This window comes from Streptomyces sp. NPDC042100 (assembly GCF_055582325.1).
On record NZ_JBVJDK010000002.1, the window covers coordinates 525,968 to 545,918 of the forward strand.

Below are 19,951 nucleotides of genomic sequence, written 5' to 3' on the forward strand. Positions count from 1 at the left end.
CGGGTGAGCGGCGAGGCGGGGACGCTGACCGTGCCCGCGCCGGGCGAGCGGGCCCCCGCGCCCGCCGTGCGGCGCCGGACGGACCGGGCGGCGCGCTGGACGCCGTACGGGCTGGTCGCCCCCTTCTTCCTGTTCTTCGGGGCCTTCGGGCTGTTCCCGCTCCTCTATACGGGCTGGGCCTCGCTGCACCGGCTGGAGCTGACGGCGCTGGACGAGCGGCGGTGGGTGGGGCTGCGGAACTACACCCGGCTGCTCGACGACCCCTTCTTCTGGAACGCGCTCGGCAACACCTTCACCATCGGGGTGCTGGCGACCGTCCCGCAGCTGCTGCTCGCGCTGGGCGTGGCGCACCTGCTGGACGCGCGGCTGCGGGGGCGCGGCTTCTTCCGGCTGGTGGCGCTGGCCCCGTACGCGACCTCGGTGGCCGCCGCGACGCTGGTCTTCGCGCTGCTCTTCGGGCGGGACCACGGCCCGGTCAACTGGGCGCTGGGCGGGGTCGGGCTCGCGCCGGTGGACTGGCAGAACGGACCGTGGGCGTCGAAGGCGGCGGTGTCGGCGATCGTGGTGTGGCGGTGGACCGGCTACAACGCGCTGATCTATCTGGCGGCGATGCAGACGATCCCGCGCGAGCTGTACGAGGCGGCGGCGCTGGACGGGGCCTCGCGGTGGCGCCGGTTCCGGCATGTGACGCTGCCGGGGATCCGGCCCGCGCTGCTGTTCACGGTGGTGGTGTCGACGATCGGGGCGAGCCAGCTGTTCGGCGAACCGCTGCTGTTCGGCGCGGGGGCGGCGGCGTCGGGCGGGGCGGACCACCAGTTCCAGACGCTGGGGCTGTACCTGTACGAGCAGGGCTGGGTGAATCTGCACCTGGGGCGGGCGGCGGCGATCTCCTGGGTGATGCTGCTGGGGCTGGTGGTGCTGTTCGGGGCGGTGCGGCTGGTGCGCGCGGGAGCCCGGTGGCGGGCGAAGCGCGCGGGGCACACGGGGCACGCGTGCTGACGCGGACGGAGCGGGCCGGGCCCGTCTCGTACGCGCTGCTCGTGCTGTTCGCGGCGCTCTCGCTGGGGCCGCTGCTGTGGGCGGCGGTGGCCGCCTCGCGCACCTCCTCGCGGCTGGCCCGGACCCCGCCGCCGCTGCGGTTCGGGCGGAACCTGCCGGAGAACCTGGCGGTGGCGTGGACGGAGGCGCGGCTGGGCGCGGCGCTGGCGAACACGCTGCTGGTGGCGGGGGCGGTGGCGGCGGGCACGGTGCTGGTGTCGACGCTCGCCGGTTTCGCCTTCGCCCGGCTGCGGTTCCGCTTCCGGGGCGGGCTGCTGGCGCTGGTGGTGGGCACGATGATGATCCCGCCGCAGCTCGGCGCCGTACCGCTGTATCTGATGGTGGCCCGGCTGCACTGGACGGACTGCCTCCAGGCGGTGATCCTGCCGGGGCTCGTCTCGGCCTTCGGGGTGTTCTACATGCGCCAGCACCTGCTGCGGGCCCTGCCGGCGGAGCTGGTGGAGGCGGCGCGGGTGGACGGGGCGGGGGTCGTGCGGATGCTGTGGCACGTGGTGTTCCCGGCGGCGCGGCCGGCGATGGCGGTGCTGGGCGCGCTGACGTTCGTGGCGGCGTGGAACGACTTCTTCTGGCCGGTGCTGGTGCTGACCCAGCCGGGGAACCCGACGGTCCAGGTGGCGCTGACGGGGCTGGGCCGGGGCTATGTGCCGGACCAGGCGGTGGTGATGGCGGGCGCGGTGCTCGGGACGCTGCCGCTGCTGGTGGTGTTCGCGCTGCTGGGGCGGCTGGTGGTGGGCGGGGTGATGGCGGGCGCGGTGAAGGGCTGAGCGCCCGGCCGGGCCCCGCCGCCGTACGCGCCGTACGCGCCGTACGCGCCGCGCGCTACGAGCCGGCATAGGCGCCGCCCTACGCGTCGCCGCACGCGCCGGACACGGCGGACACACCGGACACGACGGACACGCTCACCCTTTCGGGCGAGGCGGAAGGCTCTGACGATCCCTCCGCTGTTAGCTTTCCCTTATGTCCGATATCTTCGCAAATCTCCCCTCACGGGCGAGGTGAGGCCGGATGGGAGTCCTGCGTGACCATCCCGAACTGGCCCTCTTCCTCTGCCTGGCCGCCGGCTATCTCGTCGGCAAGCTCCGCGTCGGACCCATCACCCTCGGCGGCATCTGCGGCACGCTGATCGTCTCGCTGCTGCTCGGCGCCTGGGCGAAGATCACCATCTCCGACGACGTGAAGACCATCTTCTTCGCGCTCTTCATCTTCTCGCTCGGCTACATGGCCGGACCACAGTTCTTCGCCAACCTGAACAAGAAGAGCCTGCGCTTCTTCACCCTCTGCCTCATCGAGGTCGTCTGCGTCGTCGGCATCGCCCTGGGCCTCGCCGAGGCCTTCGACCTGGACGTCGGCACCGCCGCCGGCATCCTGGCCGGTGCCGCCACCGAGTCGGCGGTCGTCGGTACGGCCACCGAGTCCATCGGCAAGCTGACCAATCTGACGCAGGCGCAGATCACCGAGTACCAGGGGCACGTGGCCACCGCGTACACGGTCTGCTACCTCTTCGGCCTCATCACCATCGTGATCTACACCAGCCAGATCATGCCGATGATGATGCGGATCAACCTCCGCGACGCCTCCCGCGAGCTGTGGGAGAAGATGCGCGGCGGCGGGGGCGGCCTGGAGGACGACGAGCGCGAGGCGCTGCCGGGCATGGTCGGGCGCACCTTCCTGGTCACCCGCGCGGACGGCCAGAAGGTCTCGGAGCTGGAGCGGGCCAACGGGAACCGGGTCACCGTCGAGGCGGTGAAGCGGGGCAGCAAGGTCCTCACCCCTCCCCCGCCCGACTTCGAACTGACCCTCTCCGACCTGGTGCTGATGGTCGGCCGCCGGTCCAACATCATCGCCGCCGGGCGCCACGTCGGCCCCGAGACCCCGGCGATCCCGGGCCTCGACACCCCGCTCGCCACCACCCAGGTCTCGCTCACCGACAAGGCCGTGGACGGCAAGTCGCTCGACCGGCTCACCACCGAGCACCCGGAGATCTCGGGCGGCGGGGTGTACGTCACCGATGTGCTGCGCAACGACCAGCACCTGCCCGCCACCCTGGAGACCGTCGTGCACCGCGGCGACGTCCTCACCCTGGTCGGCTCCCGGTCGGGGCTCGGCAAGCTCGCCTCGAAGGTCGGCGCGGTGGTCAAGAACGACGCCACCGACTTCGTGTACCTGGGCTTCGGCATCGTCGTCGGCTCGCTGATCGGCCAGATCGTGGTCCGCTTCGGCGACGTCCCGATGTCGCTCGGCACCGGCGGCGGCTGCCTCATCTCCGGGCTGCTCTTCGGCTGGTTCCGCTCCCGCAAGCAGACCTTCGGCGCCTTCCCGCCGCAGGCCGCCACCACGATCAAGGACCTGGGCCTGGCCGTCTTCATCGCCTGCACCGGCCTGGTCTCGGGGCCCCAGGCGGGGCCGCTGCTCAAGGAGTACGGGGCGCTGCTGCCGTTCGCCGGGATCGCGATGGTCCTGGTGCCCGCGACGATCTCGCTGATCGTCGGCCGCAAGCTGCTGAACATCGAGAAGCCGATCCTGATCGGCGCCATCGCGGGCCAGCAGTGCTCGACCCCGGCCATCACCTCGGTCACCCAGGTGGCCCAGAGCTCGGTGCCGATGCTCGGCTACACGATCACGTACACGCTCTCGAACTTCCTGCTCCCCCTGACCGGCCCCCTGCTGGTCGGGATCCTCGGAGCGTGAGAGGACCCATGGTGACACCTGACCCGGCGGGAGGGCGGACCTCCCGATGATCGACTTCCTCAACCGGAACATCTTCCAGCCCCACCCCGAGCTGCTGATCTTCATCACGGTCGCGCTCGGCTTCCTCTTCGGCAAGCTCCGCTACAAGGCCATCGCGCTCGGCGCGGTGACGGGCTGCCTGGTGGCCGGGCTGCTGCTCGGCGCCCAGTTCAAGATCACTATCGACGACACCGTGAAGAACCTCTTCTTCACGCTCTTCCTCTTCGCGCTCGGCTACAAGGTCGGCCCGCAGTTCTTCCGCGGCCTGAAGAAGGACGGGATGCCGCAGGTCGTCAACGCGGTCGTCGTCTGCGTCACCGGCCTGCTGGTCTCCTGGGGCTTCGCCGTGATGCTCGGCTACGGCCCCGGGCTCTCGGCCGGCCTGCTGGGCGGCGCGCTCACCCAGTCGGCGGTCATCGGTGTCGCCCAGGACGCGATCGGCAACCTGCCGGGGCTGTCCGGCGCGCAGATGAAGAACGAGGAGAACCTGGTCGCGATCGGCTACGCGGTCACCTATCCGCTCGGCACGATCCTCTGCGCCATGCTGCTGGCCAACTTCCTGCCCAGGCTCTACAAGCGGGACCTGGCCGCCGAGTCGGCCCAGCTCGCCAAGGAGATGGACGCGCCCGGGGACAACCCCGACCTGGCCGAGGGCTACTACGAGGTCGTGCTCCGCGCGTACGAGATCGGGGACTCCGCGCTGGCCGGGCGGACCATCGACGACTTCGAGAACCAGCAGAAGGAGCTCGGGCACCGGATCTACCTCACCCGGGTCCGGCGCGACGGGCAGATCCTCGACCACGACCAGCAGACCGTGCTGCGCACGGGCGACGTGGTCGCGGTCAGCGCCCTGCGCGGCTCGCTGATCACCTTCGACGCCCGCACCAACATCGGGCCGGAGACCGACGACGTCGAGCTGCTCGGCTACCAGACCGAGATCCTGCACGTGGTCGCCTCGGAGAAGGCGCAGCTCGGCAAGACCATCGCGGACCTGCGGCGCGAGCCCTTCATGGTCGGGGTGTACATCGACAAGCTCTACCGCTCGGGCGCGGAGTTCCCGTACCGGCTGAGCACCAAGCTGGAGCGCGGCGACACGGTGGTCCTGACCGGCCCGAAGCGGCTGGTCGACCCGGCGGGCAAGGCGATCGGCAAGCCGGTGCCCACCTCCTTCGCCACCGACATGCTCTGGGTCGGCCTCGGCGTCTTCCTCGGCGGCTGCATCGGCATCCCGGCGCTGACCGTCTCGGGCGTGCCGATCTCGCTGTCCACCTCCGGCGGCGCGCTGATCATGGGTCTGGTCTTCGGCTGGATCCGCGGCAAGTACCCGACGTACGGCAACGTCCCGCCGGGCGCCCAGTGGTTCATGGACACCCTGGGTCTCTGCCTGTTCGTCGCGGTCGTCGGCATCAACGCCGGCCCCAGCTTCACCAGCGGGCTCTCCACGGCCGGCTGGGGGCTGCTGATCTGGGGCGCGGTGGCCACCCTGATCCCGCTGATCGTGGGCTTCCTGGTGGGCCACTACATCCAGAAGATCCGCTTCCCGATCCTGATGGGCGTGCTGGCCGGCGGCCAGACCACGACCGCGGCCATCGGCGCGATCAACGAACAGTCCCGGTCGCAGATCCCCACGCTCGGCTACACGATCCCCTACGCGGTGGGCAACGTCCTGCTGACCATCTGGGGCGCCGTCATCGTCATCCTCAACCACTGAAGGGTTCACCGTGCCCAAGACCACGTTCACCCGCGAGGAGATCAAGTCCTTCGCGCAGCTCTCGCCGTTCGAGCTGAAGGACAAGTTCATCAAGATCGCGCAGGCGGCGCAGGCCGACAAGCCCGGCCAGAAGGAGAAGTCGCAGACGCAGATGCTCAACGCGGGCCGAGGCAACCCGAACTGGGTCGCCACCGGTCCCCGCGAGGCCTTCTACGCGCTCGGCTACTTCTCGCTCGCCGAGTCGCGCCGGGTGTGGACCGCGGACAACCTCGGCGGGATGCCCGAGCTCACCGGTGCCGGCGCCCGCTTCGACACCTTCGCGCGCCAGCACCCGGACCTGCCCGGCATCGAGCTCCTCCAGAACTGCGTCGCGTACGCGATCGAGCGCTTCGGCTTCGACAAGGACGCCTTCGTCCACGAGCTCACCGACAGCACCATCGGCGACAACTACCCCGTGCCGGGCCGGATCCTCACCCACACCGAGCAGATCGTCCGCGGCTACATCGCGGACGAGATGTTCGACAAGCGCCCGCCGGCCGGGAACGTCTCGTACTTCGCGACCGAGGGCGGCACCGCCGCCATGTGCTACATCTTCGACTCGCTGATGAAGAACGGGATCCTGAAGAAGGGCGACCGGATCGCCCTGATGGTGCCGGTCTTCACCCCGTACATCGAGATCCCCGAGCTCGACACGTACGAGTTCGACGTCGTCAACGTCAACGCGAGCCTGTTCGCGGAGACCGGCGTCCGCGAGTGGCGCTACCCGACCGAGGAGGTCGACAAGCTCGCCGACCCCTCGGTGAAGCTGGTCTGCGTGGTCAACCCGTCCAACCCGCCCTCGCTCGCGATGAGCCAGCGGGTGACGGACCAGATCAAGGACATCGTCGCCACGAAGAACCCGAACCTGATGATCGTCACCGACGACGTCTACGGCACCTTCGTCGAGGGCTTCCGCTCGCTCGCCGCCGACCTGCCGCACAACACCCTGCTCGTGTACTCGTACTCGAAGCACTACGGCTGCACCGGGCACCGGCTCGGCGTCATCGGGCTGCACGACGACAACGTCATCGACGAGATGATCGCGAACCTGCCCCCGTCCGAGAAGGACCGGCTGAACAAGCGGTACGGGACGCTGACCCTGGAGCCCGAGAAGATCCGCTTCATCGACCGGCTCGTCGCCGACTCCCGGCAGGTCGCGCTCAACCACACGGCCGGGCTCTCCCTGCCGCAGCAGGTGCAGATGGCGCTGTTCTCCCTCTTCGACATGCTGGAGGAGGGCCAGGCCTACAAGCACAAGATCCGGGCCATCGTGCGGCAGCGGCTCGACCTGCTCCTCGAAGGCGCCCAGATGAAGATCGCCGAGGACCCGAAGCGGGCCGCGTACTACATCGAGCTCGACCTGCTCGCGGAGGCGGAGCGGGTGCACGGCAAGGACTTCGCGGACTTCCTGGAGAAGAACTACGAGCCGGTGGACGCGCTGTTCCGGCTCGCCGAGCAGACCAGCGTGGTCCTCCTCAACGGCGGCGGCTTCGACGGCCCGGAGTGGTCGGTCCGCGTCTCGCTCGCCAACCTGGACGACCTCGACTACCTGAAGATCGGACACCACCTGCGGGCGATCTTCAACGACTACGCGCAGGAGTGGAAGGGCGCGGCGGCGGGGTAGCGGCAGCCCTCCCCCGGACGGGGCGGGGCCTGGGGGTCCGGGCCCTTCGTCCACAGGCGGGGATATTTCTGTAGCGGGCGTTATGGAATCTGGTACGGTGAGTCCGTCGCTGATCTCATAGCGTCCGCTCCGCGTGTTCCGGGGCGCGGGCGCCGACCACGGGGGACCTTCCATGACCGCGCACGCCGCCCCACGCTCCCTGCTCCTCGCCCACGGCTCCGGCGGCGGCATCGACTCCCACTACGGCCCGGTCCGGGCCGCGCTGGCCGCCGGCGGGCGCCGGGTCGTCGGCTTCGACCTGCCCGGCTCCGGCGCCGCGCCGCGCGCCACCGCCCCGCTCGACCTGGACGCCCTGGCCGACGGACTGGTCGCCGAGGCGGACGCGGCGGGGATCGGGCGCTTCGCCGTCGCCGGGTATTCGCTGGGCACGACCGTCGCGGTACGGGCCGCCACCCGGCATCCGGAGCGGGTGACCGGACTGGTGCTCACGGCCCCCTTCGCGCGGGCGGACCACGCGCTGCGGCAGGCCTCCTACCTGTGGCGGGACCTCGCGGAGAGCGGGCAGCACGAGCTGGTGGCCCGGCTGCTGGTGCCGCTCGTCTTCAGCCCGGCCCTGCTCGACCCGATGAGCCCCGAGGTGGTCGAGGGGATCGTGCGCCTCACCGCCGAGTCGGTCCCGGCCGGGACCCCGGACCACGCCGATCTGGTGATCCGGGCGGACATACGCGAGGACCTGGCCCGGGTCCGTGTCCCCGCCCTCGTCGTCTCGACCACCGGGGACCGGCTGGTCTCCCCCGCGCTGCACCGCGCGGTCGCCTCGGGCATCCCGGGCGCCCGCCTGGCCGAGCTGGCCACGGGTCACGCGCCCTTCGCGGAGAGCCCGGCGGCGTGGGGGAAGCTCATCACGGAGTTCCTGGGAGAGCTGGAGGACGGCTCCGCCGCCGGGTGAGGTGCGCGCCCCGGCAGGAGGTGGGGGTGGGATCCGGCCGGGGCGCGCGGTGTGGGGGGTGTGGAGGTGCGGCGGCGGAGCGCGTGACGGCAACGCTAGCGGCCCTCGACGCCCAACGGGCGCCGGAAGGACTGAGGTTGAGGATTCTTAGGCTCCACTTAAGGGAGGCATCGGGGCGCCGAAAGGTTGGGGCGCGACGGGGTGCCCCTCAGGCCTTCTGGCGCCTGCCGCGGCGGCCCGCGCCCGCACCGGCGCGCCGGCCCCGGCGGCCCCCGCCGCCGCCCGGGCGGCGCCCGTCGAGGCCGATCCAGATGCGGACCTCGGTGCCGCCGAGGACCGAATGCCCGATGCGGACGTCGCCGCCGGTGGACTCCGCCATGCGGCGCACGATGTCGAGGCCGAGTCCGGTGGAGCCGTCCCGGGCGCCGCTGTTGCCTCGGGCGAGGGCGGCGGCCGGGTCGGCGATGCCGGAGCCCGCGTCGGAGACCAGGACGATGACGGCGTCGTCGCCGTTGTGGACGTCCACCGAGAAGGCGGTGCCGACGGGGGTGTGCCGGAAGACGTTGCCGAGCAGGGCGTCGAGCGCGGCGACGAGTTCGGGCCGGGCGACCGGGATGCGCACGGGTCCGTCCACCCCGGCGACCCGGACCTTGCGGTCCTCGTCCTCGGCCAGCGCCGACCAGAAGTCCATCCGCTCCCGCACCACTTCGGAGGCGTCGCAGCCGGCCAGCGGCGCGGTCGGCTGGGTCTGCGGCTTGGCCTCGCGGGCGGTGCGGATGATCGTGTCCACCTCGCGCTCCAGCTGCTCGACGGCGGCCCGGGTCTGGTCGGCGGCGGGACCGGAGCCCAGCGAGGCGGCGTTGAGCCGGAGCACGGTCAGCGGGGTGCGCAGCCGGTGGGAGAGGTCGGCGGCGAGCTCGCGCTCGTTGGCGAGGAGCTGGACGACCTGGTCGGCCATCGAGTTGAAGGCGGTGGCGGCGGACTTCAGCTCCGGCGGGCCCTCCTCGGGGACCCGGGCGCCCAGCCTGCCCTCGCCGAGTTCATGGGCGGCGCGGGCGAGCCGCTGGGCGGGCTGGACCATGCGCACGCCGAGCCGGTCGGCGACCGCGACGGAGCCGACGATCAGGGCGACCCCCACGGCGGCCAGCACCAGCCAGGCGGTGGCGACGCCGTTGCTGACCTCGCCCTCGGGGACGAAGAGTTCGACGATGGCGACCTGGTCGGGGCTGACCGCGGTCGGCTGGAGGAGCACCGAGCCGCCCGGCACCTCGGCGATGGTGGCCCGGCCGAGCCGCCGGGTGGTCGCCAGGTTCTGGTCGGTGGCGCGCCGGGTGCCCACCTCGATGCCCTCGGCGCCCGGCCGGTCCGGCGACGGGGGCAGGTGGACGGCCAGCCGGCCCTCGGCGCCGTCGTCGGTGGTGGCGACGGCCCGGTCCAGCTGATCGCGGTCGGTGGTGATCGCGAGGACCGGCGCCAGGCCCGCGGCCCGGCGCTCGGCGTTGGAGAAGGCCCGGTCCCTGGCCATCTCCTTGACGACCAGACCGAGCGGCACGGCGAACGCGACGACGACCATGGCGGTGACGGCGAGCGACACCTTGACCAGCGCCCATCTCACGGCAGCGCCTCCAGGGGCGGTTCGAGCTTCACGCCCACCCCGCGCAGGGTGTGCAGATAGCGGGGCCGGGCGGCCGTTTCGCCCAACTTACGCCGCAGCCATGACAAATGTACGTCGATGGTCTGATCGTCCCCGTACGACTGCTGCCACACCTCGGCCAGCAGCTCCTTGCGCGGCACGACCACCCCGGGGCGGCCGGCCAGGAAGGCCAGCAGGTCGAACTCCCGCCGGGTCAGGTCGAGCGGCGTGCCGTCCAGGGCCGCCTGACGGCGCAGCGGGTCGATGGCGAGCCCGCCGACCCGGATCTCTCGCGGCGGCGGGACCTCGCCTCCCGAGGAGCGAGCCCTGCGCAGCACGGCCGCCATCCGGGCGGACAGGTGCTCCACGGAGAAGGGCTTGGTCAGATAGTCGTCGGCGCCGTCGTTCAACAGCCGGACGATCTCCGCCTCGTCGTCGCGCGCGGTCGCGATGATCACGGGAACATCGGTGATGCCGCGCAGCATCTTCAGCGCCTCGGACCCGTCCAGATCGGGCAGTCCGAGGTCGAGGATGACCACGTCGAAACGGAAATGGGCGACCTCGCGCAGCGCCTCCAGGGCCGTGCCGACGCTGCGCACCAGGTGCGACGCCTCGGTCAGATGCCGGATGAGGGCGGAGCGCACGAACTGGTCGTCCTCGACCACGAGCACACTTGCCATGGGGCGCACCGTACGCCATCCGGGGGATGGCAGTATGAGCCGGATGCGAAGAGGACTGGTTCACGCGCTGGCGTGGTCGCTCGCCACGGGCGGGGCGGTCACGCTCTCGTGGTGGGGCGTGCACACGGTGCTCGCGGGCACGGTCTACGACCCGCCGCGCGCGCTGCCGATCCCGGCCGGCATCGGCTCGGCCGCCAGCGGCTCCGACCCGGTCACCTCCTCGACCAGCGCGTCCGGTTCCCCGAGCGCGCCGCCGGCCACTCCCCCGCCGACGACCCGCCCGCCGAGCTCCCCGGCCACGCACCCGACGCGTCGCACGACCGCCCCGGCGACCGGGACCGGCGCCCCCGGCGGCACGCCCGGCACGGGCACGGCGCCGGACCAGGGCGGCGGGAGTGGCGGCGGGGGCGGGGGGAACGTCCAGAGCTACGGCACCGACGGCGGCCGGGCCGTCTTCGACCTCGGCCCGTCCTCGGCCGAACTGGTCAACGCGACGCCGGAGTCGGGCTGGCAGATGCAGGTGTGGAAGCAGTCGACCTGGATCCGGGTGACCTTCACCAAGGACAGCCGGGAGATCTCGGTGTTCTGCATGTGGCACGACACCGCGCCCCGCGTGCAGATCGACGAGCGCGCCCTCTAGGGCCTGTCGTCACAGTCCCGTCGTCGCCCGGAGGGCGGCCTCGCGGCGTCTGGTGCGTGCTCTCGGCGTGCCGGGCGGAAGCCCGCGTACTGGACGTACCCGGGCTTTCGCCCGGTGCGGCGAGAGCGCGTGCCAGGCGTCGCGAGGCAGACGGGAGTGTGACGACAGGCCCTGGGGCCTCTCGTCACGGGTGCCGGTCAGCGGAAGACGGCGGCCGGGGGGAGCGGCGAGGGCTTCGCGCCCGCGTCGGTGACCGGTGCCGCGCCGCCGGTGAAGTCGGCGAGCGCCCGGCCGTGTTCGACCCGTCCGGCGTGCGGGTCGCCCGCGACCCGGCGGGTCAGCTCGGCCACCGGGAGCTCTTGGTCGGAGGCGAGCAGCACCGCGTTGCCGAAGCGGCGCCCGCGCAGCACGGTCGGGTCGGCGGTGAGGGCCAGTTCGGGGAAGACGGCGGCGGCGGTGGCGATCTGGCCGCGCAGATGGGCCAGCGGCGGGCCGTCGGCGAGGTTGGCCGCGTAGAAGCCGCCGGGCCGCAGCGCGCGCCGCACCTCGGTGAGGAATTCGGTGCTGGTGAGGTGCGCGGGCGTGCGGGCCCCGCTGAACACGTCGGCGATGATCAGGTCCGCCCAGCCGTCCTGCACCTTCCCGAGCCCGGCGCGGGCGTCGGTGGAGCGGACCCGGATGCGGGCGGTGGTGTCGAGGGGCAGTTCCCGGCGGACGAGCCGCACGAGCGGGCCGTCGAGCTCCACGATCTGCTGGGTGGAGCGGGGCCGGGTGGCCGCGATGTACCGGGCGAGGGTGAAGGCGCCGCCGCCGAGGTGCACGACCTGGAGGGGGCGGTTCGGCGGGGCGGCGAGGTCGGCGATGTGGCCGAGGCGCCGCTGGTATTCGAAGCCGAGGTGCGCGGGGTCGTCGAGATCGACGTGCGACTGCGGGGCGCCGTCGATCAGCAGCGTCCAGCCGCGGGGGCGTTCCCGGTCGGGTATGAGTTCGGCGAGCCCGCCGTCGACGGTCTCGACGACGGCGACGGCCGACGCCGTTCGCTCCCGCTGTCTGTTCCTTGCCACGTGCCCCATTATCGACGCAGCCGGCCGGGTGCCGCCCGACGAGCCGCGCGGGGCCGGAGAGGGCTCAGCGGCAGCCGTCCGCCGCCTCGATCAGGCGGGCCGCCTGGCCGAGCGCCTCGCGGAGCATCGCCGGGTCGGTCACCTCGCCGCTGTCGCCGGGGGGCAGCAGCCAGTCCGCGGGGCGGGGGGTGGCGCCGTCCGGGCCGGGCAGCTCCGGGAGCTCCGGCAGGCGCAGCCCTCGGCCCGCGGTCCTGGTACACGCGCTGCCCGGCATGTCCCAGCCGGCCGCGGTCCCGGGCGGGACCAGGAAGCCGAGCGTGTCGCAGGCGCCGTCGTGCAGCACCGGGCCGACGGCGGGGGACCCGCCGCGCCGCAGGATGTCGACGGCCTCCAGGCCCTGCCGGGCGGGCACGGTGACCAGGTCGCAGGGTTCGGCCGGGGACGCGCTGGCGTCCGGGGTGGGTGCGTGCGTCGCGGTGGACTGTGACGCGGTATCCGCCATGGGACCCCTCCTCACTCCAGGAGACACGTTCCGTCTCTCCGCATGGTTCAACGCCCGGGGACGTCAACGGCTACGGCGGCGCGCCGCCGCAAAGGATGGCAGTTCATGGCAGATCGCAGGCGAGATATCCGATTTGTTTGCAAACTCCGCGTGCGCGCCCGGTCACAGCGGGTACGTTCTTGCCCCGCCGGAACACCGGCAGCACCAGGAGAGGGCTCGGCCATGGCGTTGTCACGGGCAGTTCCCAATCTCGCCTTCCGCGGACTGCGCGGCCGGCACTCGCCGGCGGAGTTCGCCGCGTCGGTCCGCCGGGCCGCGCGGGAGATCGGCGAGCAGGTGGCATGTGACGCCCGCTACATCGGGCGCGTGGAGGCGGGCGAGATCCGCTGCCCCAACTACGCGTACGAGCGGGTCTTCCTGCACATGTTCCCCGGACTGAGCCTCGCGGACCTGGGCTTCTCGGCGAGGGAGGCCGTTCGCGGCCGGCGGCCGGCCGTCCCGGCCGGGGCACCGCCGCCCCTCGCCATCACCACCCGGAACGATGAGGAGAGCGACGTGCTGCGTCGCGCATTCATGACCGGCGGCACCGCCACCATGGCGGCCGTCTCGCTGGGACTCGGCGGCCCCGCCGCCGCGATCCCCGCCCCCCGTGGCGCCCACCGCGTCGGCGACGCCGAGGTGCGCGCCGTCGAGGACGCCGTACGCCAGATCCGCCTGCTCGACGACCGGCACGGCGCCGACGGCCTCTACCAGCGCGCCACCCAGCCGCTCCGTACCGCCTACGCCCTGCTCGACGCGGGTGTCAGCGCCCGCCGCTCCACCGCCGACCGGCTGCACAACGGCGCCGGCGAGCTCGCCATCTCCGTCGGCTGGCTCGCCCACGACTCCGGCCGGCTCGACGAGGCCCGCTCCCACTACGCCGAGGCCCTCGCCACCGCCCGGGTCGCCGGGGACGCCGCCCTGGAGGCGCACGCCTTCTGCAACACCTCGTTCCTGGCCAGGGACGCGGGCCGGTACCGGGAGGCCGTCCGGGCCGCCCAGGCCGGGCTGCGGGCCGCGCAGCCGCTGGGCTCCGCCCGGCTGCTCACCCTGCTGACCCTGCGCGAGGCGGCGGCCTGGGCCGGGCTCGGCGACCGGGCCGCCTGCACCCAGGCGCTCGGCCGCGCCCACGACCTCTTCGGCCGGGGCCGAGGCGAGCAGGACCCCGAGTGGATGTCGTTCTTCGGCGAGCCCGAGCTGGAGGCCCTGGAGGCCCAGTGCTGGTCGATGCTGGGCGACTGGACCCGTGCCGCCCGGCACGCCCACCGGGCGACCGTGCTCCAGGACCCGCACTTCGCCCGCAACCTGGCCCTCTACCGGGCCCAGCTCGCCGGGAACCTCGCCCACGCCGGGCACCCCGACGAGGCCGCGGCCCAGATGCAGCGGGTGGTGGACTCCCTGGACGGCGTCGACTCCGCCCGCATCCGCACCCTGCTCGCCGAGACCCGCCGGGTCCTCGCCGCGTACTGACCGGCGCGCCGCCCGTCAGGGCCGTGCCGGGCGTCCCGTCACGCCTGTTCCAGGTGCCCGGTGTCGTTCCAGCGCTCGACCGCGGGCGCGCCGTAGGCCCAGCCCAGGACCGACAGGCTGGTCGGGTCGAGGCGGATGCGGGAGCCGAAGGAGACGTCCTCCCCCATCCAGCGCGCGGCGATCGAGCGCAGGATGTGCCCGTGCGCGAAGACCAGCACGTCGCGGTCGGCCGAGCGGGCCCACTCCACGACCTGGTCGGCCCGCGCGGACAGCTCCGCGAGCGTCTCGCCGTCCGGGACGGCGTCGCGCCAGATGAACCAGCCCGGCCGGACGGCCTGGATCTCGGCCGGGGTCATCCCCTCGTAGGCGCCGTAGTCCCACTCCATCAGCGCGTCCCAGTCCTCCGCACGCTCGCCGAAACCGGCGAGCTCGCAGGTCTCCCGCGCCCGCACCAGGGGGCTGGTGCGCACCTCGACGCCGTCAAGACCGGCCCACGGGCCTCGGCTCAGACGCGCGCCGAGCAGCTTCGCCCCGCGTCGGCCCTCGTCGAGCAGGGGGATGTCGGTCCTGCCGGTGTGCTTGCCGAGCAGCGACCATTCGGTCTGCCCGTGCCGGGCGAGCAGGATGCGCGGTGCCATGGGGTCTCTCCGGGTGGTTCGGAACGGATCCCCTCCATCATCGCCCACATGAATTCCCGGTGGCCTCCTGGCAACCCCGCGCCGCTCCCCCGCGTCCTCACACGATCGGGGGACACGTGCGGCGGCCGGCGACGGCCGCCGGGGGACGCGACTGGGGGACTCGGATGCGCAGACCACGGTGGTGGGCGGAGCTCGCGCTGATCGGCGCGGTGTACGCGGCCTATTCCGGCGGGCGGCTGCTGGCCCGCGGCGACGTGGACGCCGCGGTCGGCCACGGACTGGCGCTGCTGCGGGCCGAGGAGGTCCTGGGGATCGACGTCGAGCGGGCGCTCAACCGCCTGTTCACCTCGGTGCCCGCGCTCGGCGTCCCGGCCGACTTCCTGTACGCCTCGCTGCACTACCTGGTCACCCCGGCGGTCCTGGTGTGGCTCTTCCGGAGCCGTCCCGCGCGCTACCGGGCGGCCCGGACCTGGCTGATGGTCTCCACGCTGCTCGGGCTCGTCGGCTTCACCCTGCTGCCGACCTGCCCGCCCCGGCTGCTCGACCCCGGGTACGGCTTCGTGGACACGATGGCGCGGTTCAGCGCGTACGGCTGGTGGGGCGCCGAGGCCAGCGCCCCGCGCGGGATGGGCGCGCTCACCAACCAGTACGCGGCGATGCCCAGCCTGCACGTGGGGTGGGCGCTGTGGTGCGGGGTGATGCTGTGGCGGTACGCGCCCGGGGCGCGCCGGTCGCTGTGGCGCGCGGCCGGGGTCGGCTATCCGCTGCTGACCACGCTGGTGGTCATGGGCACGGCCAACCACTACCTCCTGGACGCGGTCGCCGGGGCGGCCGTGATGGGCGCGGGGCTGCTGCTCACCCCGTACGCGCTGCGGCTGGCCGACCGGGTCGCGGCGCGGCTGCCGGGGCGGGGTCCGCGCGGGGGCGTCGGCGGGGGCTCGGGCCGGGCGACCGGGGCCGAATCCGCCCGAAACTCCCCCGCTGTCAGTGGCGGATGGGAGACTTCCGCGGGTGAGCGCATCCCTCGACAGCGGTCCGCCCCGACCGCCTCAGACGACCGTCCGGCATCGGCTCGCTGAGCTGCGCGGACCGGCCTCCGTGCCGCGCCCGCTCGACGCGCGGGCCGTGGCCGCGCTGGCCGCCAACCCGGGCTGCCGGCGCCGCGCGCTGCTGGACGGTGCCGGCGTCGACAAGACGGCGCTGGCCGCGAAGCTGGGCTCCCCCTCGGGGTACGGCCAGTCGCAGTTCGCGATAGCGCGGGGCAACGCCTTCGAGGCGAAGGTGAAGGCCGACGGCGGGCGGGAGCTGCTGCGGCTGCTCGGCGTCGAGGAGCCGGCGGAGGTGGACCTGCCCGACCTCGCGGCGGCAGGTCCGCAGGGCCGGGCCGCGCGGACGGCGCTCGCGCTGCGGGAGGCGACCGGGGCGGGCCGCTGGGCGCTGCTCGACCACCCGATGCTGGCCGTGGAGGTGGCGGGGTCGCCCGTCTATCTGGAGCCGGACGTGGTGGTGGTGCACCCCGACGGGCGCTGGACGGTCGTGGAGATCAAGTCCTTCCCGATGATCGACGGCTCGGCCGATCCCGCGAAGGTGGGCGCCGCGGCCCGGCAGGCCGCGGTGTACGTGCTGGCCCTCGACCGGGTCGCCGCCGTCACCGACGGCGCGACGGTGGCCCACTCGGTGCTGCTCGTGTGTCCGAAGGACTTCTCCAACCTGCCGACGGCGGCGGCGGTCGACGTGCGCAGGCAGCTTTCGGTGACCCGGCGTCAGGTGGAGCGGCTGACCCGGCTCGACGAGATCGTGGCGGCGCTGCCCGAGGGTGTCTCCTTCGACGTGGCGGAGTGCTCGCCGGAGCGGCTGGCGGAGTCGGTGGAGGCGGTGCCGCACGCGTACGCGCCGGAGTGCCTGGCCGCCTGCGAGCTGGCCTTCCACTGCCGGGCGCGGGCCCGGGCCGCCGGTGTGGTGGAGGCGCTGGGCCGCTCGGTGCGCGGGGAGCTGGGCGGGCTGACGACGATCGGCGAGGTGCTGGCGGCGGCGCGCCGGGAGAGCGGGGAGAGCGGGGAGAACGCGGAGAGCGACGATCCGGCGGTGGCGGCGCTGCGCCGCGCGCGGGAGCTGCGGGCGGAGGCGCTGGGATGCCGCTGATCGCCACGCTGGCCCGGATGGAGGCCGTGGAGTCGGGCCGGGCGCGCCCGCTGGCCACGGTCCGGCACCGGCACCTGTCGGCGCGCCCGCTGGTCCTCGTACCGCTGACGACCTCCGGTGAGGCGGGGGCGCCGCTGGGGGCGCTGGTCGGCACCGATCCGGCGGAGCCTCGGCTGCTGGTCGTGCCGCAGCCGCGCGACCGGGACCTGCGCTTCACGTTCCTGGCCGAGCTGGCGGACGCGGTGCTGCCGTACGTCGACTCGTTCACCGAGGACGTGGAGGGGGTCGAGCGGTCCGAGACCGACCCGGAGACCGGCAAGAAGGCCAAGGTCGAGGTCGAGCTGTGCGCGGACGCCCCGCAGCTGATCGTGCCGGGCCGGGCGGCCGTGGAGTACGTGCGGCTGCTGGGGCGCTCGACGCGGTTCCGGCGGACGGCCGAGCAGGATCCGGAGACGCCGTTCCCGGCGCCGCCGCGGGTGCCGCTGCTGGGCCGCTGGCTGACGCATTACGGGGAGCGGGCGCGGGTGCCGGGCTCCTCGCTGCTGCTCGCGGCGACGGACCTGCTGAACCGGCACTGGGCGACGGGCCAGTCCTCGCTGGAGGACCAGCACCTGGGTGCGCTGCTGTCCTGGATCGATCCGCCGGAGGGCGCGTCGGGCGCGGAGGCGGCGCTGCGGGCGGAGCTGGAGCGGGACGAGCGGGGGCAGTTGTGGTGCCCGCCGGCCGGTCCGGCGACCGATCCCGCCTTCGACAACGGGCTGCTGGCGCCGGCGATCGAGCGCTACGACCGGGCCCGGCAGGCGATGGGCGCCGCCGAGGACGGCGGGGTGGCCGAGGACGGGCTGGCCGCGCTGGGCGCCGCCGAGCGGGAGATCCGGCGACTGCTGGTCACCCAGATGAAGCCGGCCTGGGACGCGGTGTGGCAGGCCCTCGGGCTGCTGCGGGAGCTGCCGGAGGGGGCGCGGGTGGCCGAGCGCTGGACCCGGGACCGCTGGTCGTTCACGGGGCAGCGGGACCGGATCGCCGCGGGCGAGCCGCCGCAGCCGCGCCGGGACGACGCGGTGACCGCGGCGCGGAAGCTGGCGGCGCGCGAGCAGGCGCAGACGCAGCTGGAGGCGCAGGAGGCGCTGGACGATCCGCTGGTGCTGGCGGGGCGGCGGCTGTCCGGGGAGGCCTTCGTGGCGGAGGTGGCGGAGGTGACGATGACGCGGACGGAGAAGGGGCGTCCGCGTCCGCTGCTGACCGTCCGCACGGACGACGCGCCTCGGCTGGACGAGGGCGTGAAGGTGTTCCGCTCGCTCGACGGGAGGCCGCAGACGGCGGAGTTCGCCGGGCTGGAGCCGGACGGGGCGCTGGTGCTGCGGATCACGGACCGGATGGGCCGGGCCAAGGAGCCGGCGGAGGGTTCGGTGCCGGAGAAGGGCGAGCGGATCGCCTGGACGCTGTTCGAGCACGAGGCGCGGGTGGGCGCGAAGCTGCCGGACCCGGAGGAGACCCCGTGGACGCACGGGGGTCCGCCTCGGGCGGACGCTGTGGAGCTGCCGGACGCGGTGACCCCGGAGGATGTGCTGTGAGCGCGGTCCGAGAGCCGTTCGATCCCTCGGCGCTGGCCGCGCGGGCGACCCGCGAGATCCTCGCCGACACGCTGGGCGGCTCCTCGCGCGGGGTGGTGGTGGATTCGCCGCCGGGCGCCGGGAAGTCGACGCTGGTGGTGCGTGCCGCGCTGGAGCTGGCGGCGGCGGGGCGCCCGCTGATGGTGGTGGCGCAGACCAACGCGCAGGTGGACGACCTGGTGCTGCGGATCGCGGAGAAGGAGCCGGAGCTGGCCGTGGGCCGGCTGCATTCGAACGACGCGGATCCGTACGACCGGGCGCTGGACGGCCTGGAGCAGGTGCGGAAGTCGGCGAAGGCCGGGGAGCTCGCGGGGCTTCCGGTGGTGGTGTCGACGGCGGCGAAGTGGGCGCACGTGAAGAACGTGGAGCCGTGGGCGCACGCGATCGTGGACGAGGCGTACCAGATGCGTTCGGACGCGCTGCTGGCGGTGGCCGGGCTCTTCGAGCGGGCGCTGTTCGTGGGCGATCCGGGGCAGCTGGACCCGTTCTCGGTGGTGGGCGCGGAGCAGTGGGCGGGGCTCTCGTACGACCCGTCGGCGAGCGCGGTGGCCACGCTGCTGGCGCACAATCCGGAGCTGCCGCAGCACCGGCTGCCGGTCTCGTGGCGGCTGCCGGCGTCGGCGGCGCCGCTGGTGTCGGACGCCTTCTATCCGTACACGCGGTTCCGCAGCGGTACGGGGCACGGGGACCGGCGGCTGTCGTTCGGGGTGGCCTCGGACGGTTCGGGTCCCGACCGGGTGCTCGACGAGGCGGCGGAGTCGGGCTGGGGCCTGCTGGAGCTGCCGGCCCGGCACACCCCGCGCACGGATCCGGAGGCGGTGCACGCGGTCGCCCTGGTGGTGCGGCGGCTGCTGGACCGGGGCGGGGTGGCGTTCTCGGAGCGCTCCGAGGTCCCCGCGCCGGTCACCCCGGACCGGATCGCCGTGGGCACCGCCCACCGCGACCAGGCGGCGGCGGTCCGGGCGGAGCTCGCCCGGCTCGGGGTGACGGGCGTGACGGTGGACACGGCCAACCGGCTCCAGGGCCGGGAGTACGACGTGACGGTGGTGCTGCACCCGCTGTCGGGCCGCCCGGACGCGACCGCCTTCCACCTGGAGACGGGCCGCCTGTGCGTCCTGGCCTCCCGGCACCGGCACGCCTGTGTGGTGGTCTGCCGCGCGGGCGTGGCCGGGCTGCTGGACGAGCACCCGTCGACGGAGCCGGTCCAGCTGGGGGTGACGGTGAAGTTCCCGGACGGCTGGGAGGCGAATCACGCGGTGCTGTCGCATCTGGCGGAGCACCGGGTGGGCTGGACGCCGTGACGGGTGCGCCCACCCGGCCCGGCCCTCGGAGCCAGGGGGCGCGCCGGGCGCGTCGGGCGCCGGTGGGTGCGCCCTGGGGCGGTCTTGCCCGGCGCGGGAGAATGGGTGGCGGCCCGGGTG

The 19,951-nt window shown here is 73.8% G+C and carries 17 protein-coding genes; 12 read left to right on the forward strand and 5 right to left on the reverse strand.

The features are described from left to right. Positions 1-3 precede the first annotated feature (3 nt). The 6 genes from ACZ6J5_RS06515 to ACZ6J5_RS06540 all read left to right on the forward strand — a co-directional run bounded on the left by ACZ6J5_RS06515 (position 4) and on the right by ACZ6J5_RS06540 (position 8,109). Positions 4-999, forward strand: coding sequence for a carbohydrate ABC transporter permease (locus ACZ6J5_RS06515; RefSeq protein ID WP_469388264.1), 996 nt, complete (start codon positions 4-6; stop codon positions 997-999). Next, positions 993-1,823, forward strand: a complete 831-nt coding sequence (locus ACZ6J5_RS06520) for a carbohydrate ABC transporter permease (protein WP_469388267.1) — start codon at positions 993-995, stop codon at positions 1,821-1,823. Before ACZ6J5_RS06515 ends, ACZ6J5_RS06520 begins: the two co-directional genes overlap by 7 nt. A 241-nt stretch (positions 1,824-2,064) precedes the next feature. Continuing rightward, positions 2,065-3,747, forward strand: a complete 1,683-nt coding sequence (gene aspT, locus ACZ6J5_RS06525) for an aspartate-alanine antiporter (protein WP_469388270.1) — start codon at positions 2,065-2,067, stop codon at positions 3,745-3,747. A 46-nt stretch (positions 3,748-3,793) separates the two neighbouring features. Further along, positions 3,794-5,497 (forward strand): aspartate-alanine antiporter, encoded by a 1,704-nt coding sequence (gene aspT, locus ACZ6J5_RS06530; RefSeq protein ID WP_469388273.1) that lies wholly within the window; start codon positions 3,794-3,796, stop codon positions 5,495-5,497. Positions 5,498-5,507: 10 nt separating this feature from the next. Further along, on the forward strand, positions 5,508-7,160 hold the full coding sequence (locus tag ACZ6J5_RS06535; RefSeq protein ID WP_469388275.1) for a bifunctional aspartate transaminase/aspartate 4-decarboxylase: 1,653 nt from the start codon (positions 5,508-5,510) through the stop codon (positions 7,158-7,160). Positions 7,161-7,332: 172 nt separating this feature from the next. Further along, on the forward strand, positions 7,333-8,109 hold the full coding sequence (locus ACZ6J5_RS06540; protein WP_469388277.1) for an alpha/beta fold hydrolase: 777 nt from the start codon (positions 7,333-7,335) through the stop codon (positions 8,107-8,109). A 208-nt stretch (positions 8,110-8,317) separates the two neighbouring features. Here ACZ6J5_RS06540 and ACZ6J5_RS06545 read toward each other — a convergent pair whose 3' ends face one another. Both ACZ6J5_RS06545 and ACZ6J5_RS06550 read right to left on the reverse strand, forming a co-directional pair. Continuing rightward, on the reverse strand, positions 8,318-9,724 hold the full coding sequence (locus tag ACZ6J5_RS06545; RefSeq protein ID WP_469388279.1) for a HAMP domain-containing sensor histidine kinase: 1,407 nt from the start codon (positions 9,722-9,724) through the stop codon (positions 8,318-8,320). Further along, positions 9,721-10,422, reverse strand: coding sequence for a response regulator transcription factor (locus ACZ6J5_RS06550; protein WP_469388282.1), 702 nt, complete (start codon positions 10,420-10,422; stop codon positions 9,721-9,723). Before ACZ6J5_RS06550 ends, ACZ6J5_RS06545 begins: the two co-directional genes overlap by 4 nt. A 34-nt stretch (positions 10,423-10,456) precedes the next feature. On the opposite strand from ACZ6J5_RS06550, the gene ACZ6J5_RS06555 reads away from it, so the two are divergent. Continuing rightward, positions 10,457-11,062 (forward strand): hypothetical protein, encoded by a 606-nt coding sequence (locus ACZ6J5_RS06555; RefSeq protein WP_469388284.1) that lies wholly within the window; start codon positions 10,457-10,459, stop codon positions 11,060-11,062. A 197-nt stretch (positions 11,063-11,259) separates the two neighbouring features. Here ACZ6J5_RS06555 and ACZ6J5_RS06560 read toward each other — a convergent pair whose 3' ends face one another. Then, the gene (locus ACZ6J5_RS06560; RefSeq protein ID WP_469388286.1) at positions 11,260-12,135 is read right to left on the reverse strand and encodes a spermidine synthase; all 876 of its coding nucleotides are present in this window, start codon (positions 12,133-12,135) and stop codon (positions 11,260-11,262) included. Positions 12,136-12,190: 55 nt separating this feature from the next. Next, positions 12,191-12,628 (reverse strand): hypothetical protein, encoded by a 438-nt coding sequence (locus ACZ6J5_RS06565; RefSeq protein ID WP_469388288.1) that lies wholly within the window; start codon positions 12,626-12,628, stop codon positions 12,191-12,193. Between the two features lie 222 nt (positions 12,629-12,850). Between ACZ6J5_RS06565 and ACZ6J5_RS06570 the strand changes: the two genes are divergently transcribed. Further along, a complete protein-coding gene (locus ACZ6J5_RS06570) occupies positions 12,851-14,137 on the forward strand; it encodes a tetratricopeptide repeat protein (protein ID WP_469388290.1) in 1,287 nt (428 codons plus the stop codon). A 38-nt stretch (positions 14,138-14,175) separates the two neighbouring features. On the opposite strand, the gene ACZ6J5_RS06575 is transcribed toward ACZ6J5_RS06570, so the two are convergent. Next, positions 14,176-14,775 carry a histidine phosphatase family protein gene (locus tag ACZ6J5_RS06575; protein ID WP_469388293.1) on the reverse strand — a complete coding sequence of 200 codons (600 nt, stop codon included), beginning with the start codon at positions 14,773-14,775 and terminating at the stop codon, positions 14,176-14,178. 164 nt (positions 14,776-14,939) lie between these two features. Between ACZ6J5_RS06575 and ACZ6J5_RS06580 the strand changes: the two genes are divergently transcribed. Genes ACZ6J5_RS06580 through ACZ6J5_RS06595 form a run of 4 tightly spaced genes read left to right on the forward strand, consistent with a single transcriptional unit; the run spans position 14,940 to position 19,831 of the window. After that, positions 14,940-15,854, forward strand: a complete 915-nt coding sequence (locus tag ACZ6J5_RS06580) for a phosphatase PAP2 family protein (RefSeq protein WP_469388295.1) — start codon at positions 14,940-14,942, stop codon at positions 15,852-15,854. Continuing rightward, on the forward strand, positions 15,787-16,917 hold the full coding sequence (locus ACZ6J5_RS06585; protein WP_469388299.1) for a hypothetical protein: 1,131 nt from the start codon (positions 15,787-15,789) through the stop codon (positions 16,915-16,917). The genes ACZ6J5_RS06580 and ACZ6J5_RS06585 overlap by 68 nt, the downstream gene beginning before the upstream one ends. Then, complete coding sequence (locus tag ACZ6J5_RS06590; RefSeq protein ID WP_469388300.1) at positions 16,908-18,491, forward strand: hypothetical protein; 1,584 nt, start codon at positions 16,908-16,910, stop codon at positions 18,489-18,491. The genes ACZ6J5_RS06585 and ACZ6J5_RS06590 overlap by 10 nt, the downstream gene beginning before the upstream one ends. Continuing rightward, positions 18,488-19,831, forward strand: a complete 1,344-nt coding sequence (locus ACZ6J5_RS06595) for an AAA domain-containing protein (protein WP_469388303.1) — start codon at positions 18,488-18,490, stop codon at positions 19,829-19,831. Before ACZ6J5_RS06590 ends, ACZ6J5_RS06595 begins: the two co-directional genes overlap by 4 nt. Positions 19,832-19,951 lie beyond the last annotated feature (120 nt).

Coding starts and splice junctions, on each gene's coding strand:
- ACZ6J5_RS06575 (WP_469388293.1), bottom strand. CDS start 14,775: ATGGCACCGCGCATCCTGCTCGCCCGGCACGGGCAGACCGAATGGTCG.
- aspT (WP_469388273.1), top strand. CDS start 3,794: ATGATCGACTTCCTCAACCGGAACATCTTCCAGCCCCACCCCGAGCTG.
- aspT (WP_469388270.1), top strand. CDS start 2,065: ATGGGAGTCCTGCGTGACCATCCCGAACTGGCCCTCTTCCTCTGCCTG.
- ACZ6J5_RS06560 (WP_469388286.1), bottom strand. CDS start 12,135: ATGGGGCACGTGGCAAGGAACAGACAGCGGGAGCGAACGGCGTCGGCC.
- ACZ6J5_RS06590 (WP_469388300.1), top strand. CDS start 16,908: ATGCCGCTGATCGCCACGCTGGCCCGGATGGAGGCCGTGGAGTCGGGC.
- ACZ6J5_RS06555 (WP_469388284.1), top strand. CDS start 10,457: ATGAGCCGGATGCGAAGAGGACTGGTTCACGCGCTGGCGTGGTCGCTC.
- ACZ6J5_RS06570 (WP_469388290.1), top strand. CDS start 12,851: ATGGCGTTGTCACGGGCAGTTCCCAATCTCGCCTTCCGCGGACTGCGC.
- ACZ6J5_RS06540 (WP_469388277.1), top strand. CDS start 7,333: ATGACCGCGCACGCCGCCCCACGCTCCCTGCTCCTCGCCCACGGCTCC.
- ACZ6J5_RS06580 (WP_469388295.1), top strand. CDS start 14,940: ATGCGCAGACCACGGTGGTGGGCGGAGCTCGCGCTGATCGGCGCGGTG.
- ACZ6J5_RS06565 (WP_469388288.1), bottom strand. CDS start 12,628: ATGGCGGATACCGCGTCACAGTCCACCGCGACGCACGCACCCACCCCG.
- ACZ6J5_RS06550 (WP_469388282.1), bottom strand. CDS start 10,422: ATGGCAAGTGTGCTCGTGGTCGAGGACGACCAGTTCGTGCGCTCCGCC.